The sequence below is a fragment of the Nocardia sp. PLKS1-43 genome (assembly GCF_059510335.1).
This window is the reverse complement of record NZ_JCAJZQ010000008.1, coordinates 219,153-233,792: the sequence shown is the minus strand read 5'-3', so window position 1 is coordinate 233,792 and position 14,640 is coordinate 219,153. Positions and strand designations below refer to the sequence as shown.

14 protein-coding genes are annotated in these 14,640 nt (G+C 67.9%); 3 read left to right on the top strand and 11 right to left on the bottom strand.

The window, feature by feature from the left end; all coding sequences use genetic code 11:
* Window positions 1-6: 6 nt before the first annotated feature.
* Complete coding sequence (locus tag AC5WS7_RS26935) at window positions 7-558, top strand: GtrA family protein (protein WP_495957369.1); 552 nt, start codon at window positions 7-9, stop codon at window positions 556-558.
* Window positions 559-1,186: 628 nt separating this feature from the next.
* Here the strand turns inward: AC5WS7_RS26935 and AC5WS7_RS26930 are convergent.
* From AC5WS7_RS26930 to AC5WS7_RS26905, 6 genes are all read right to left on the bottom strand, one after another.
* Window positions 1,187-2,497: a sensor histidine kinase gene (locus AC5WS7_RS26930; RefSeq protein ID WP_495957368.1), complete on the bottom strand. Its 1,311-nt coding sequence runs from the start codon at window positions 2,495-2,497 to the stop codon at window positions 1,187-1,189.
* A gap of 6 nt (window positions 2,498-2,503) precedes the next feature.
* Complete coding sequence (locus AC5WS7_RS26925; RefSeq protein WP_067886009.1) at window positions 2,504-3,181, bottom strand: response regulator transcription factor; 678 nt, start codon at window positions 3,179-3,181, stop codon at window positions 2,504-2,506.
* 41 nt (window positions 3,182-3,222) lie between these two features.
* Complete coding sequence (locus AC5WS7_RS26920) at window positions 3,223-3,780, bottom strand: PH domain-containing protein (protein ID WP_495957367.1); 558 nt, start codon at window positions 3,778-3,780, stop codon at window positions 3,223-3,225.
* A gap of 90 nt (window positions 3,781-3,870) precedes the next feature.
* Window positions 3,871-4,674 (bottom strand): biotin--[acetyl-CoA-carboxylase] ligase, encoded by an 804-nt coding sequence (locus tag AC5WS7_RS26915; RefSeq protein WP_495957366.1) that lies wholly within the window; start codon window positions 4,672-4,674, stop codon window positions 3,871-3,873.
* 686 nt (window positions 4,675-5,360) lie between these two features.
* Window positions 5,361-5,699 carry a hypothetical protein gene (locus AC5WS7_RS26910; protein ID WP_495957365.1) on the bottom strand — a complete coding sequence of 113 codons (339 nt, stop codon included), beginning with the start codon at window positions 5,697-5,699 and terminating at the stop codon, window positions 5,361-5,363.
* On the bottom strand, window positions 5,700-6,119 hold the full coding sequence (locus tag AC5WS7_RS26905) for a DUF1707 SHOCT-like domain-containing protein (RefSeq protein WP_495957364.1): 420 nt from the start codon (window positions 6,117-6,119) through the stop codon (window positions 5,700-5,702). It lies immediately after the preceding gene.
* 175 nt (window positions 6,120-6,294) lie between these two features.
* On the opposite strand from AC5WS7_RS26905, the gene AC5WS7_RS26900 reads away from it, so the two are divergent.
* Complete coding sequence (locus AC5WS7_RS26900; protein ID WP_495957363.1) at window positions 6,295-7,704, top strand: serine/threonine-protein kinase; 1,410 nt, start codon at window positions 6,295-6,297, stop codon at window positions 7,702-7,704.
* A gap of 252 nt (window positions 7,705-7,956) precedes the next feature.
* Here AC5WS7_RS26900 and AC5WS7_RS26895 read toward each other — a convergent pair whose 3' ends face one another.
* Window positions 7,957-9,756, bottom strand: a complete 1,800-nt coding sequence (locus tag AC5WS7_RS26895) for an acetyl/propionyl/methylcrotonyl-CoA carboxylase subunit alpha (protein ID WP_495957362.1) — start codon at window positions 9,754-9,756, stop codon at window positions 7,957-7,959.
* Between the two features lie 100 nt (window positions 9,757-9,856).
* Window positions 9,857-10,774, bottom strand: a complete 918-nt coding sequence (locus AC5WS7_RS26890) for a sulfurtransferase (RefSeq protein WP_495957361.1) — start codon at window positions 10,772-10,774, stop codon at window positions 9,857-9,859.
* A gap of 162 nt (window positions 10,775-10,936) precedes the next feature.
* Between AC5WS7_RS26890 and AC5WS7_RS26885 the strand changes: the two genes are divergently transcribed.
* Window positions 10,937-11,746, top strand: coding sequence for a helix-turn-helix transcriptional regulator (locus tag AC5WS7_RS26885; protein WP_495957360.1), 810 nt, complete (start codon window positions 10,937-10,939; stop codon window positions 11,744-11,746).
* Here AC5WS7_RS26885 and AC5WS7_RS26880 read toward each other — a convergent pair.
* The 3 genes from AC5WS7_RS26880 to AC5WS7_RS26870 all read right to left on the bottom strand — a co-directional run bounded on the left by AC5WS7_RS26880 (window position 11,651) and on the right by AC5WS7_RS26870 (window position 14,492).
* Entirely contained in the window at window positions 11,651-12,319 is a 669-nt protein-coding gene (locus AC5WS7_RS26880) for a Maf family protein (protein WP_495957359.1), read from the bottom strand. The genes AC5WS7_RS26885 and AC5WS7_RS26880 overlap by 96 nt on opposite strands.
* Before the next feature lies 1 nt (window position 12,320).
* Entirely contained in the window at window positions 12,321-12,641 is a 321-nt protein-coding gene (locus AC5WS7_RS26875) for an acyl-CoA carboxylase subunit epsilon (protein ID WP_495957358.1), read from the bottom strand.
* 210 nt (window positions 12,642-12,851) lie between these two features.
* Window positions 12,852-14,492, bottom strand: coding sequence for an acyl-CoA carboxylase subunit beta (locus AC5WS7_RS26870; protein WP_495957357.1), 1,641 nt, complete (start codon window positions 14,490-14,492; stop codon window positions 12,852-12,854).
* Window positions 14,493-14,640: the final 148 nt, after the last annotated feature.

The following is a 14,640-nucleotide window of genomic DNA, read 5'->3' as shown; positions in this document are numbered from 1 at the left end:
CATCGGGTGTCAATCGTCGACAATGTGGTCAGTGTCCTGCCCAAAACGGTGCGGGACCTCGCAATCCGTCATCATGAACTGATCAAGTTCGCCATTGTCGGAGCGACCACTTTCATCATCGACAGCGGCATTTTCTATGCCTTGAAGCTGACGGTGCTTTCGCCCAAACCGGTCACCGCCAAGATCATCTCCGGTGTGATCGCGGTCATCGCGTCGTACATTCTGAACCGGGAATGGTCGTTCAAGGGTCGCGGCGGACGCGAACGTCATCACGAGGCGCTGCTGTTCTTCGTGGTCAGCGGTATCGGCGTGCTGCTGAGCAATATCCCGCTGTGGATCTCGAGCTACGTGTTCCAGCTGCGCGTCCCGCACGTGAGCCTCACCACCGAGAACATCGCCGACTTCTTGAGCGCGTTCGTCATCGGCAACCTGCTACAGATGGCGTTCCGCTACTGGACCATGAAGCGCTGGGTGTTCCCCGACGAGATCGACGCCCTGGTCGACGAATTCGAGGAACTCTACGACGAAGAGCAACACAGCACCGAAACCCCACACTGAGTTTTCCGCACGGCTGTATCCTCGTCGCCCCTGCCGCGCCCGGTTCCGGTGCCCGAAGACGCACCCCGCCGAGCCACGAACGGGCCCCAACACCCCTCTCCATCGCGCCCCAGATGCCGCGCCCTGCGGCAAAGCGTCTCCATCCCGCAGGAAGCCCCGTGAAGCGAAAGGGCTCCACAATGCCAACCCCAACGGGTCCCGGCGCGAATCACACCGAACCACCACCGAAGCGAAGCGAAGGCCGACGCGCCCAGCGCAAACGGTCTCTGTATCGCCGACGCGCCCAGAAGGCGGCAAAGCGCCTCTGTATGGCTGGCAGTCACCCGCGCTCCACAACACCAACTCAAAGGGTTCCTGGCGCGAATCACACGAACCACCACCGAAGCGAAGCGAGGCGAGGCGACGGCTGACGCGCCCAGCGGCGAAGCGTCTCTGTATGGCTGGGAGTCGCCCGCGAAGCGAAAGGCTCAGCAACAAGACCCGCAAGGTTTTCGGCGCGGGCTCGTCGTTCGGCCCTCGAAGCGCATGGCCGAAGGCCGAGTCTCGAGGGCTGAACGACGAGCCTTACAGCGCCGAAAACCCGCCGGAGCGAAGCGGAGGCCAAAAATCCAGAGGCCAAAAACACAACTCAGCGCGGTTCGCCCGATACGCCGATGGCCGTGCGGGCGCGAGTGGGTTTGCCCAGGAAGACCGCGAACAGTGCCGGACGTCGCCGCTGCAGTTCCAGGCGGCCGCCGTCGGCCTCGATCAGCGCCCGCGCCAGCGCGAGTCCGACGCCGGTCGATCCGGCGCCGGAGAAACCGCGATCGAAGATGTGCGGGGCCAGCTCGTCGCTGACGCCGTCGCCCTCGTCGGCCACCTCAACCGCGATCAGCGGCTCCCGATCCGGACCGCCGTAGACCGTGCGCACCGAGACCGTGCAGTCGCCGGCGCCGTGCATCAGGGCATTGTCGATCAGCACCGCGAGCGCCTCGCGCAGTCGCGAACCGGTCACCGGCGCGCGCAGCGTGGGATCGCCCGACAGGATCAGCCGGCGACCGGCGTCGGCGAACGGATGCCGCCATTCGGCCACCACCCCGCGCAACTCCTCCACCACCGGCACCGGATCGCGGTCGGCGGCGTTCTCGTCGCGGGAGGCGCGCACCAGCTCATCGATGGCGGCGGTGAGCCGGTCGACCTGGGCCATCGCTTCCTCCGCCTCGTGCACGACCGCCGGATCGGCGTGCGCGGACAACTCGTCCAGGCGCAGCCGCACCGCGGTCAGGCGGCTGCGCAGCTGATGGGACACGTCCGCCACCAGCGTGTGTTCGCGTTGCAGCCGGCCGGCGATCTCGACCGCGGCCGAATCGAGCACATCGGAGACCCGATCGAGCTCGGTGATGCCGTGCCGCCGGACCTCCAGGCGGAAATCGCCCATCGCCAGGCGCGCGGCACGGCCCGCAACGTCGCGCAGCGGATCGGCCACCCGGCGCGCGGTCACCACCGCCACCGCCACGCCCGCAGCCAGCGAGGCCAGCGCGACCAGGCCCACCGCGCCCACCGCCTGCCACTGCATCGCGTGCATCCGGTCCGCGGGCACCTCGAGCCGCAGCGAACCCGACGTGCCCATCGACAGCGACTGCGCCACCGGATCCTGCACATTCGTCACGCCCGCTGTGACGCTCAGCGCGGCATCCTCCGGGGTCGGGTAGATGATGGTGAGCTTGCCGCCCTGCGGAATCAGCGCCTGCACCAGATGCAGATCCAGGGTGCCGTGCACCAGCCCGTCCGCCTGCTCCTGACCGCGCACCTCCTGTGCCATCCGATCCAGCCGGGCCATGAGATCGTTGCGATTGATATCGGCAACCCACTGCCAGGCCGTGAAGGCCAGCGGGATACCCAGCACGACGGTGGTGAGCAGCAGCGCGGCCAGCATGGACCGCAGAATTCTGCGCCGCATCCGCGCTCAGTCGGTGTTGAACCGGAAGCCGACGCCCCGGACGGTGACGATGCGCCGCTCGGCCACCGGGCCCTCGTCGCCGATCTTGCGACGCAGCCAGGACATGTGCATATCGAGCGTCTTGGAGCCGCGCAGATCCGCATCGCCCCACACCTCGCGCAGGATCGCCTCGCGCGGCACGACCTGACCGGCCCGGTCGATGAGCACCTTGAGCAGTTCGTATTCCTTGTTGGCCAGATTCACCTCGTGGCCGTTGACCATGACCCGCCGCGCCTGCGGTTCGAGCCGGATGCCGCCGATCTCCACTGCCTCGTCACCGATTCCGCTGCGCCGCAACAACGCTCGCACCCGGGCCAGCAGTTCGGCGAGCCGGAACGGTTTGCCGACGTAATCGTCGGCGCCGGCGTCCAGGCCGACGACGAAGTCGACCTCGTCGGTGCGGGCGGTGAGCATGAGCACCGCGAGATCGGCGCCGCTGGCGCGGACCTGGCGGCAGACCTCGAGCCCGTCCATACCGGGTAGGCCCAGATCCAGAATCAGCAGGTCGTGTTCACCGTGCAGGGCACGCTCGAGTACGGCCGGCCCGAAACTTTCCACGGTTACCGAATAACCCTCGCGTCCCAACGCCCGTGACAGCGGGGCGGCGATAGCCTCGTCATCTTCGGCGAGCAATACGGCGGTCACGTGACCAGACTACGTTCCCGACCCCGCGGCCGACTCATCGATCAGCGGTAATCGCGCTGTCCGTGCTCGTGGTCCGCTTCGGCGCCACGGTCGGACCGCGGATCGCGGGGGCTGTCGAAGACCTCGTGGTACAGCAGCGCGTGCACCTGCTCCACTTCGGGGATGTCGTGGTACTCCAAGGGATCACCGGACGCGGCGTCGATGATCAACGTCCCGGTGCCGAGCAGCCGCTCGAAAAGCCTGTGCCGGAACTGGACACTGGCGATGCGGTTCATCGGGATGTCGATCCCGGTGTGGGTCAGAACCCCGTCACGCACCAGCACCCGCCGATCGGTGATGATGAAATGTGTTGAAGCCCAACGGATCACCGGCCCCACACAACGCCACAGCACGACTATCGCCCAGACCGCCGCGACGGCGATCAGCACCGCGGTGCGCGCGGTGTCCCCGACGTGCCGCCAGGCCAGCCCGCCCGCGAATCCGGCCAGCGCGGTGGCCAGGATGAATGTGACCGCGGGCCAGAACACCATCTTCCAGTGCGGATGATGATGCAACAGCAAGCGCTCGTCCGGCGCCAGCAGCCCCTCCGGATAACCCATGTTCGAACCCTACCGCGCGAGCGCGCGGGCACGATCGTCAGCTAACCCACAGCACCATGGTGGACCGATCCGCGGCAAGCAACTGGCGGCTCAGGATTCGACCGGGCGCAGGTGCGTGACATCGCCCGCCGAGACGGCCCGGTCACCGATGAGCAGCCGACCGACCTCGTCCACACCGGTGGCGATGCCGAGAAGCACTTCGCCGCCGGGCAATTCGGCTCGTACCTGGGCTCCGAGGGTGCTGCACCGCTCGCGATACCGCTGCGCCAATTCCTCGACATCCCAGTGCGCATCGCGCCAGCGGGTGAACTGCGCGGCGAAGTTGCGCAGGATCGACAGTGCCAGGCCGGTGCGATCCACCTCGGACGCCCCGGCCAGAAGCAGCGAAGTGGCATGCGGAACGGGCAATTCCGGCTGTGTCAGGCCGACATTGAGCCCGACGCCGATCACCACCGCGGGCGCGTCACCGGGCGAGGCGACCTCGGCCAGGATGCCCGAGACCTTGCGACCATCGATCAGAACATCGTTGGGCCACTTGAGATTCGCGTTCAGTCCGGTCGTCTCGCGCACCGCGTCCACGACCGCCACGCCGGTCAGCAGCGGCAGCCAGCCCAGGGCCGCCGGGGCGATACCGGCCGGCCGCACCAGCATCGACAGCGCCAATTGCGCACGCGGCGGGCTCGACCACGACCTGTCGTGCCGTCCACGGCCGTGCTCCTGCGTTTCGGCGAGCAGTACGTGCCCGTCCGCGCCCGGATCGCTCGCCCGCGCGATCAGATCGGCATTGGTGGATCCGGTCGACTCCACCACATCGATTCGCGAGAAAAACGACAGATCCGGTGATTCGGCGATGCTGCGCCGCAGCTCAGCGATGTCCAAGGGGGGCCTGTGCACGCCTGGAAGGCTACACGGGCCCCGGTGGGCAGGGCCGCCGGACGCGGCGGTGGCGCCGCACCCGTCCGGATGCGACGCCACCGTCTGTCATCGGCTCAGCCCGCGAGGCAGTACGCGTTGACGCTGGATGCCTCGGTGGGTATGCCGCCGGCTCGGTGATCGGCCGAGCGCTCCTCCCGCTGCTCCTGCTCCTGGACCCACGGCTCCGGGTCCACGACCGTCGGGCGCGACTCCCGCCGACACCGACCGCTCCATCCCGCCGCCACGGCCCGCTCCGTGACGGTTCTGCTCCACTCCCACATACCGGCCTCCCCTTGCTCGGATCGGACCTCTACCGTAACGCCGATGATCAGTACAGGACAGTGAATTTCCAGGCAGTGCGGATGCGGCGAGGCCGGGGCGCGATCCGGCTCGTAAATCGCTGTGCGACAACGTGTATCGGATCATTACCCGTGCCACCCGCAGGCCGGGCTGCGGATCCGTGCGTCGAGGTTTGCGTGTACCGCGGGTTCAGATCGAACTGCTTGCTGCGAGAGTCCTTACAGCACTGGGCTTCCGATTGTAATGAACCCGGAAATCACAGACGGACAGAGACTTCTGCTACTGCACTGACGACAAGTGTTGGGTAGCCGGATATCTCACCGATCTCATTCGGCCCCGGAACGGCGCGCGACATCCAGGAGCGCTCACACTGGTTGCAAACCCAGCGCGCCGGAGACGAAGCGGCGGACCGCGGTCTCGCCGGTTTCCAACGCGGCGGAGAAGCCTTCGCGGGCCCAGCCCGAAACAGTTGCGGTGCCATCGGAATTCGGAGTCACCACGATCTCTGCGACGAGTTCGGCGGTGGTGGGCTCACAGACAGCCCACGAATATCCGGTCTCCTCGGCCCATTCCCGGTTGCGGTGAGCGACGTGGTCCGGATCGGTGATACCGCCGTCGGCCAGGGCCGGGCGGTCGTCGATGCGATCGTCCGCGCGCAGGGCGCGCAGGTACCACGTGCCCGCGTTGATCTCGACGGGTTCCATCTACCGGCCCCGTCGCTTGTCGCGGCGTTCCCGGCGCTCCTCGCGCCGCCGGCCCTGATCCCGGCGCCCCGAAGGTCCCACCAGAATGGCGGCCGCGGGAATCAGCAGGAAACACACCCAGGTGTGGAAGACGAAGAACAGCACCAGGGCCACGATGACGGTCAGGCCCATCACCGCGCCGCGCACCTCCGCCCGGCGGCCGGGCTGCTGCCGGGCCGGCTGTCGCGGCTGCGCGGCCGCGTCGGGCAGGTCGGCGAAGACCCGGACCAGATCACCCCGGGTGACCGCGGCCGCGACCACCGCACTGCGCTCGTCGAATTCGGCGACCGAGAGCCGCCCGGCGGCGAAATGGTCGGAGAGCTGCCGCATGGCGGTCTCACGTTCCGCGGTACCGATGCGGATATCGGGTGAATCGGCCATAGCACGAGATTAACCCCCGGCCGGCGCGGCCGTATCACGACCACGTCGCCGGGCGCGGAATCACATTGGCTCCGGCGCGCACCCCGGTTTAGGGTCGGACCATGTACCGCGATCGCCGCAGCCGTAGGGGACCTGCCATCGTGGTGCACGGCGCCCGGCCCGCGCGGGGATGCTGATGGCGGGGCGGCAGTTCGGCGCGTACCGGCTCGATCGGCTGATCGGGCGCGGTTCTGCCGGTGAGGTCTGGCTCGCGCACGACACGGGTACCGGTCGCACGGTGGCGCTGAAGATCCTTTCCCCCTCGGCTACGGACGATCCCGACTACCGGCGCAGATTCGAACGCGAGGCGAATATCGGTGCGCGCCTGGATAATCCGCACGTGGCGCCGATCCACACGTTCGGAGCGCACCAGGGGCGGCTGTACCTGGACATGGCGTACATCCCCGGCGTCGACGTCGCGGGGAAATTGCGGCTCGGCCCGATGCGCACGCCCGACACGGTGGATCTGGTCGCCCAGGTCGCCCAGGCGCTCGACGCCGCCCACGCCGCCGGGCTGGTCCATCGGGATGTCAAGCCCGCCAACATCATCGTGCACGCCAGCGGTTTCGCGTATCTGATCGATTTCGGCATCGCCCGCATCTCGAACCAGACCACCATCACCGCAACGGGTTTCACCATCGGCACGCTTGCCTATATGGCCCCGGAGCGGTTCGCGGGCGACGCCGAGCCGCGCTCGGACATCTACTCCCTGGCCTGCGTGCTCTACGAATGCCTCACCGCGCGAAGGCCGTTCGGCGATACCGATGCGGTACAGCAGCTGCACGCCCACCTGCACGAAGATCCGCCGCGCGTCGAATCCGTGCCCGGGGCCCTCAACGAGGTCATCGCCCGCGGGATGGCGAAGAACCCGCAGGACCGGTACCGCACCGCCGGTGAGCTCGCGGCCGCCGCACTCGCCGCGATCGGTATGGCGCAACCGATTCCACGAACACCGCCGGAACTCGAACCGCCGGGCCGCACCCGGGCGCTGCCGCCACTCGAGGGGCGAGAACCGCTGCGGCCCACGCGCATCGTGACCGAAGCCGGCACACCGGCGAGTCGAGCACCGCAGCCGACCCGGGTGACTCCGGAGGGAGCGGTCGGCCACCCCGTGCCGGTCGCGGCGGGACCGCGTCCGACCCGCGTATTACAGAGGAGCCCGGACGACGCCGGCCCCGACCTGATCCGCGCGCCCGCGACACACCGTCCGGTGTTCACCCCCGGAGTCATCCGCGGCATCGTCGCACTGGTCATCCTGGCCACCGTCGTCTTCGCGGTGATCGTGGGCTGCACCGCCCTGATGAGCGGCGGTGGCCTGAACGTCGTGAATCCCGGAACGACCGCTCCTCGATCCCCCGCGACCACCGCCGAGGCCCCCGCACCGAACGCCCCGACCTCCGAACCGGGCGGACAGGTTCCGACGACCGTCCCGCAGATCCCCGGCTTCACCTTCACCTTCAAAATCCCCGCCCCGACCTTCACCATCGTCCCGGCCCCCAGCATCGTCATCCCGACCTGGCAGTGGCCGCCGCCCGCAGGGCAGTAACCGCCCGCCCACACACACGCCCCGACCAGCTCGACGGCACGATCGGCACTCGATCGGCCGAGGTCGGCCAGCGCCGCTCGGGCCGCCGCAAACGTGCCGAGACACAGCATTCTGGTCGAACCGGAACCGCAGCACGCGACGCCTTCAGAATTCACGGCACCGCCGGTGACGGCGGCGGTCGTCCCTGATACAGACGCCAGGGCCCGTCCGCTCGGCTGAGCGGACGGGCCCTCGGCTGAAAACTGCTGTGGCCTACTTGATTTCAGCCAGCACTGTGCCCTGGGTGATGGCCGCGCCCGCCTCGATCGCCAGGCCGGTGACCACACCGGACTTGTGGGCGTTGACCGGGTTCTCCATCTTCATGGCCTCGAGCACCACGATCAGGTCACCCGCCTCGACGCTCTGTCCCTCGGTGACCGCGACCTTCACCACGGTGCCCTGCATCGGCGCGGTGACCGAATCACCCGAGGCCGCGGCGCCCGCGCCCGCACCGCGCTTGCGCGGCTTGGGCTTCTTGCGCACCGCGCCCGCACCATTGCTGCCACCGGCCGCGACACCCGCGCCGACGCTGAACTGTCCCGGCAGGGACACCTCGAGGCGACGTCCGCCGACCTCGACGACGACCTTCTGCCGCGGCTCTTCCTCGTCCTCGATCGGCTGGCCGCCGGTGTACGGCTCGATCGGGTTGTCCCAATCGTTCTCGATCCACTTGGTGTAGACGTCGAACTTCTCGCCGTCGCCGATGAACGCCGGGTTCTCCACGATGTGCCGGTGGAACGGCAGCACCGTGGCCAGACCCTCGATCTCGTACTCGGCCAGCGCCCGCGCCGCGCGCTGCAACGCCTGCTCGCGGTTCTCGCCGGTCACGATCAGCTTGGCGAGCATCGAGTCGAACTGCCCGCCGATGACGCTGCCCGCGACCACGCCGGAATCCACGCGCACACCGGGGCCGGTGGGCTCCTTGTACACGGTCACCGGGCCCGGGGCGGGCAGGAAGTTGCGGCCGGCGTCCTCACCGTTGATCCGGAACTCGAACGAGTGCCCGCGCGGAGTCGGATCCTCGGTGACCGACAACTCGTAGCCCTCGGCGATCCGGAACTGCTGACGCACCAGGTCCAGGCCGGAGGTCTCCTCGGTCACCGGGTGCTCGACCTGGAGCCGGGTGTTCACCTCGAGGAAGGACACGGTCTCGCCCTGCACCAGATACTCCACGGTGCCGGCGCCGTAGTATCCGGCTTCCTTGCAGATCCGCTTGGCGGACTCGTGGATCTTCGCGCGGACCTCATCGCTCAGGAACGGCGCGGGGGCCTCCTCCACCAGCTTCTGGAACCGCCGCTGCAGCGAGCAGTCGCGGGTACCGGCGACCACGACGTTGCCGTGCTTGTCGGCGATCACCTGCGCCTCGACGTGCCGCGCCTTGTCCAGGTACTGCTCCACGAAGCATTCGCCGCGCCCGAACGCCGCGGTCGCCTCACGCGTCGCGGATTCGAACAGCTCGGGAATCTCCTCGATGGTGTGCGCGACCTTCATGCCACGACCGCCGCCACCGAACGCGGCCTTGATCGCGACCGGAACCCCGTACTGCTTCGCGAACTCCACGACCTCGGTGGCGTCCTTCACCGGATCCTTGGTGCCCGCGGCCATCGGCGCTTGCGCCCGCTCGGCGATGTGCCGGGCGGTGACCTTGTCACCCAGATCCCGGATCGACTGCGGCGACGGCCCGATCCAGATCAGGCCCGCGTCCAGCACGGCCTGCGCGAAATCGGCGTTCTCGGAAAGGAATCCGTATCCGGGATGGATCGCGTCGGCGCCGGCCTTGGCGGCCGCGTCGAGGATCTTCTCGAACACCAGGTACGACTCGGCCGAAGTCTGCCCACCCAGGGCGAACGCCTCATCGGCCAGTTTCACGAACGGCGCATCCGCGTCCGGCTCCGCGTACACCGCGACACTGGCGATTCCGGCATCCCTGGCGGCCCGGATCACGCGCACGGCAATCTCGCCCCGGTTCGCTACAAGGACTTTGGTGATCTGCGCGTTGGCATGGTTGGGCACTGAGCCTCCTGTGCTCTGAATACTTTCGTCTCGGGCGAGTGTAGGCACTCTGCCAATAGAACCCGAACCCGGGAGGCACTACCGAACAGTAGGAGTGTGCTCAGATCCCCGGCGCCACGGTCGTGTCCGGCATCGATACCGGCCGGCCGGGCGCAGCCCCCTTGACAATGGGTGTGCGGACGGAATTCGCCCATTCGGTCCACGAGCCGTCGTAGTTTCGCACATCCGCCATTCCGAGCAGAAATGTGAGCACGAACCAGGTGTGCGCGGCCCGCTCGCCGATGCGGCAGTAGACGATCGTCTCCCGCTCGGCGGGAATCCCGTCGTAGATCCGGCGCAATTCGGCGCGGGGCCGGAATCGCCCGTCCGCGCCGAGGGCCGAGGTCCACGGAATGTTCACCGCCGTCGGGATGTGCCCGGCGCGCAGGGTCTGTTCGTCCGGCCGGTCCCGGATCCGGTCGAGTTCGCCGGAGTACTCCTCGGCCGTGCGCACATCGATCAGCGGACGGCCCGGATTCCGGCGCACATCGTCCAGGAAGGCCCGCGACCGGCTGTCGTCCCGCTCGACGACCGGATACTCGCCCAGCCCCGCGGCAGGCACCTCGAAGGTGGTGTCGCGGGCCTCGGAGATCCAGGCCTCGCGCCCGCCGTCCAGCAGGCGCACATCGGCATGACCGAACAGGGTGAAGACCCACATCGTGGCCGCCGCGGTGCCATTGCCCTTGTCTCCGTAGACAACCACGGTATCTTCACGCAAAATACCCTTCGCTCGCATCAGTTCGGCGAAACGCGCACCATCCACGACATCGCGGGTCAGCGGATCGGTAAGCTCGGCGCGCCAGTCGATCTTGATGGCACCTGGCACATGCCCGATGTCGTAGAGCAGAACGTCGTCGTCGGACTCGACGATCTTGAGTCCCGGCGTGCCGATGTTCGCCGACAGCCACTGCGTGGTTACCAGTCGGTGCGGGTATGCGTACGAGCCGAACGAAGGATGAGGGTCCGAGGCGACGGGCACGGTGGTTGGTCCTTCAGAGGTGATGGACGGTGGTCGAGCGGTTCCGTTTCCGATGGTAAGCGCGAAGCCTTACAACAACTGGTCCCCCAGTCGCGAATCGGATGAATGAGCGAATAAGTCGCAGCCTCATCCGATAAAGTCTCCCGGGAGGAGGGGTGAGCTATGTCCGATTCTTGGCCGCGACGGCGTCTGCTTGCGATCCTGCGCGGCGCCGGCGAGCCTCTCGATGCCCAGCAACTGGCCAGGATCACCGGGCAGCACGTCACGACGGTGCGATTCCACCTCGACGTGCTCACGCGAGAGTCGCTCGTGCGGCAGTTCCAGCAGCCGCCGCGGGGTCGCGGCCGCCCGCGGATCGGGTACAGCGCCGTCCAGCGATCGGTCGGCTACCAGGATCTCGCTCAGGTGCTCGCCGATCAGCTCGGCAGTGATCCGCGTCGTCGCACAGAGGCGGCCATGGCCGCCGGACGCGCCTGGGGTTCGAAGCTGGAAACGCTCGAGCAGCCGATCGAGACGCTGGAGGACGCCCGGAATCTGATCGTCACCGCGATGTCCGAACTCGGCTTCGCACCCGAACGCGAGACCGGTCCCGAACCCGACGAACAGGCGCTGATCCGGATGACCGGCTGCCCGCTGCGGGGATTGGCCCGCACACATTCGGAGGTGGTGTGCGGCGTGCACATGGGCTTGTTGCGCGAAGCGCTGGACCGCAACGGCGCGCACGACACGGTGAACGTGCGGCTGCACCCCTTCGTGGGCCCCGAACTGTGTGTGGCGCGCCTGGAGGCGGTCAAGGACTCGCTGGTGCCCGACCACAACGCGATGCCGGACGCACCGGCGGGTGCGACCGAACCGAGGATCGCCGCGGCGACCCCGTCAGCGAGCCGCGTCGGCCCGCAACTGCGCCCCGCCGACCCACAGCTGCGTCACGGCGACACCCACGTCGGCAAGCAGTCGACGAACCAGCGGTAGCCCGATCCCGATCACGCTGGACGGGTCGCCGTCGATGCGATCCACGAACCAGCCGCCGCGCCCGTCCAGGGTGAACGCCCCCGCCACCTGGAGCGGCTCACCGGTGGCGATGTAGGCGTCCAGTTCGGCTGCGTCCGGAGTAGCGAAATGCACTGTGGTGCCGGTGCAGTCCGCCGCCTCGGCAGTGATCCGCGCCTCGCGCACCCGCAGGACACAGTGCCCGGTCAGCAGGTCGGCGCTGCGCCCCGCCATTGCGGCCCAACGCTCGAGCGCCACTTCCGGGGTCAGCGGTTTGCCCTGCAGCCGGCCGTCCACCAGCAGCATCGAATCACAGCCCACGACAACGCAATCGGCGACGATGTCGGACTGTTCGGTGATCAGCGCGGCGGCCACCGCCTCGGCCTTGGCCCGCGCGAGGGCGCAGACCACGCCCTCGGGTGCGGTACCGGCGGGCAGGGCGTCCGCCACGGCGTCCTCGTCCACCTGCGAGACCCGCACCATCGGGTCCAGACCCGCCGAACGCAGCACCTGCAGGCGGGCAGGCGAGGCCGACCCGAGTACGAACCGCGTCACGTCAGTCGCGCAGATGCGACAGGAACGGGAAAGCGTACGGCGAGAACGGCATCGCGCCGCGATGCATCATGGTCGGCTTGCCCCACAGATCCACCGGCCCGGACTGCGCGGGCGCGGCGGAGGCGGCGTTCGCGGCGGCCGCGAAGACACACACCAGGGCAGCGATCTCGGCGTCGGTGGGCGAGCCCTTCAGGATCCGGATGTCCGGTCCCGCGCTCGGTTCGGATTCGGCCACCACCGGCTCGACCGTGTCGACGACCTCGTCGACCGACAAAGCCAATTCAGCAGCGCGAAGGACCTCTTCATCAGCCACAGCCGTCACAGCGCCAGCTCCTCCTGTTTTTGTGCCCGGCCCCGGAAGGCCGGACGTCCGGGGATTCGAAGTTCTTTCCGAAACCCGCGAACGGTATTCGCCGCGGCTCCCGTTTCCTCGACAACCGCTCTTTCCATCTTTGCTCGGATGAGCCGCTCGCGCGGCGAGTGTAGGACGTCTCACAGCAAGTCTGCGCCCCGCACTGGACATATCGTCGAATCAGAGCGGAATGTTGCCGTGCTTCTTCGGCGGCAGCGCGACCATCTTCCGTTCCAGCAGTCGCAGTGCCGAAACAATTTGACCGCGGGTGTGCGAGGGCGGAATGACCGCGTCGACGTAACCGCGTTCGGCGGCCACGTACGGGTTCACCAGCGTGTCCTCGTACTCGTTCTGCAGTTCGAGACGCAGTGCGTCGACATCGGCGCCCTCGGCGGCGGCCTGCTGCAACTTCTTGCGATAGACGAAACCGACCGCACCCGAAGCGCCCATGACCGCGATCTGCGCGGTCGGCCACGCCAGGTTGACGTCCGCACCCATGTGCTTGGAGCCCATCACGTCGTACGCGCCGCCGTACGCCTTGCGGGTGATGATGGTGATCTTGCCGACCGTCGCCTCGCCGTACGCGTACAGCAGTTTCGCGCCGCGACGGATGATGCCGTTGTATTCCTGATCGGTGCCCGGCAGGAAGCCCGGGACGTCGACCAGGGTGATGATCGGAATGTTGAACGCGTCGCAGGTCCGCACGAAACGCGCGGCCTTCTCCGAGGCGTCGATGTCCAGGCAGCCGGCGAAGTAGGTCGGCTGATTCGCCACGAAGCCGACGCTGCGGCCGTCGATCCGGGCGAACCCGATGATGACGTTCTGCGCGCGCTCGGCCTGCACCTCGAGGAATTCGTCGTCGTCCACCAGGCGACGGATGACCTCGTGCATGTCGTACGGCTGATTCGGCGAGTCCGGGACGAGCGTGTCGAGCTCGAGGTCCTCCTCGGTCAGCGAATCCTCGATCGCGCCGTCGACCGGGTCGGTGGGCGCGAAGCGCGGGGCTTCGGCGCGGTTGTTGCTGGGCAGGTAGCTGAGCAGGTCCTTGACGTAGTCCAGCGCGTCCTGCTCGCCCGAGGCGACGTAGTGCGCGGTACCGGACTTCACCATGTGGGTGTGCGCGCCGCCCAGCTCCTCCATGGTGACCTCTTCACCGGTGACGGTCTTGATCACGTCGGGGCCGGTGATGAACATCTGGCTGGTCTGGTCGACCATGACCACGAAGTCGGTCAGGGCCGGGGAGTACACGTGCCCGCCCGCGGCCGCACCCATGATCAGCGAGATCTGCGGGATGACGCCCGAGGCCTGGATGTTGCGGTGGAAGATCTCGCCGTACAGGCCGAGCGAGACCACGCCCTCCTGGATCCGCGCGCCCGCGCCGTCGTTGATGCCGATCAGCGGACGGCCGGTCTTCAGCGCCAGATCCATGACCTTGACGATCTTCTCGCCGTAGACCTCGCCGAGCGACCCGCCGAAGACGGTGACGTCCTGGGAGAAGATGCACACGTCGCGGCCGTCGATGGTGCCGTAACCGGTCACCACGCCGTCGCCGAGCGGCCGGTTGTTCTCCAGGCCGAAGTTGACGCTGCGGTGCCGGGCCAGCGCGTCCATCTCCACGAACGAGCCCTCGTCCAACAGGGCCAGAATCCGCTCGCGCGCGGTCATCTTGCCCTTGGCGTGCACCTTGTCGACGGCGGCCTCACCCATCGGATGCTTGGCCTCTTCCAGCCGATTGCGCAGATCGGCCAGCTTGCCGGCGGTGGTGTGAATATCAGGGGCGCCCGCCGACCCCGGCGTTGGCTGCTGCTGGACACTCGTCATGTCCCGGAGTGTAGCCAGTACCAGTGCCGCGCGGAATTCCAGTAGGGGCTACTGATCGGTACCGTTATTGGCTGTTCGCCAGCTGAAAACCCCTGATGAAATGCGGTGAGAGAGATCGGAAACCGCTCCCGGGAGTCCGTGAAAAGTC

Bases quoted from the DNA above. Each gene is read 5' to 3' on its own strand.
- AC5WS7_RS26930 (WP_495957368.1), bottom strand. From the start codon at position 2,497: ATGCGGCGCAGAATTCTGCGGTCCATGCTGGCCGCGCTGCTGCTCACC.
- AC5WS7_RS26920 (WP_495957367.1), bottom strand. From the start codon at position 3,780: ATGGGTTATCCGGAGGGGCTGCTGGCGCCGGACGAGCGCTTGCTGTTG.
- AC5WS7_RS26910 (WP_495957365.1), bottom strand. From the start codon at position 5,699: ATGGAACCCGTCGAGATCAACGCGGGCACGTGGTACCTGCGCGCCCTG.
- AC5WS7_RS26905 (WP_495957364.1), bottom strand. From the start codon at position 6,119: ATGGCCGATTCACCCGATATCCGCATCGGTACCGCGGAACGTGAGACC.
- AC5WS7_RS26900 (WP_495957363.1), top strand. From the start codon at position 6,295: ATGGCGGGGCGGCAGTTCGGCGCGTACCGGCTCGATCGGCTGATCGGG.
- AC5WS7_RS26885 (WP_495957360.1), top strand. From the start codon at position 10,937: ATGTCCGATTCTTGGCCGCGACGGCGTCTGCTTGCGATCCTGCGCGGC.
- AC5WS7_RS26870 (WP_495957357.1), bottom strand. From the start codon at position 14,492: ATGACGAGTGTCCAGCAGCAGCCAACGCCGGGGTCGGCGGGCGCCCCT.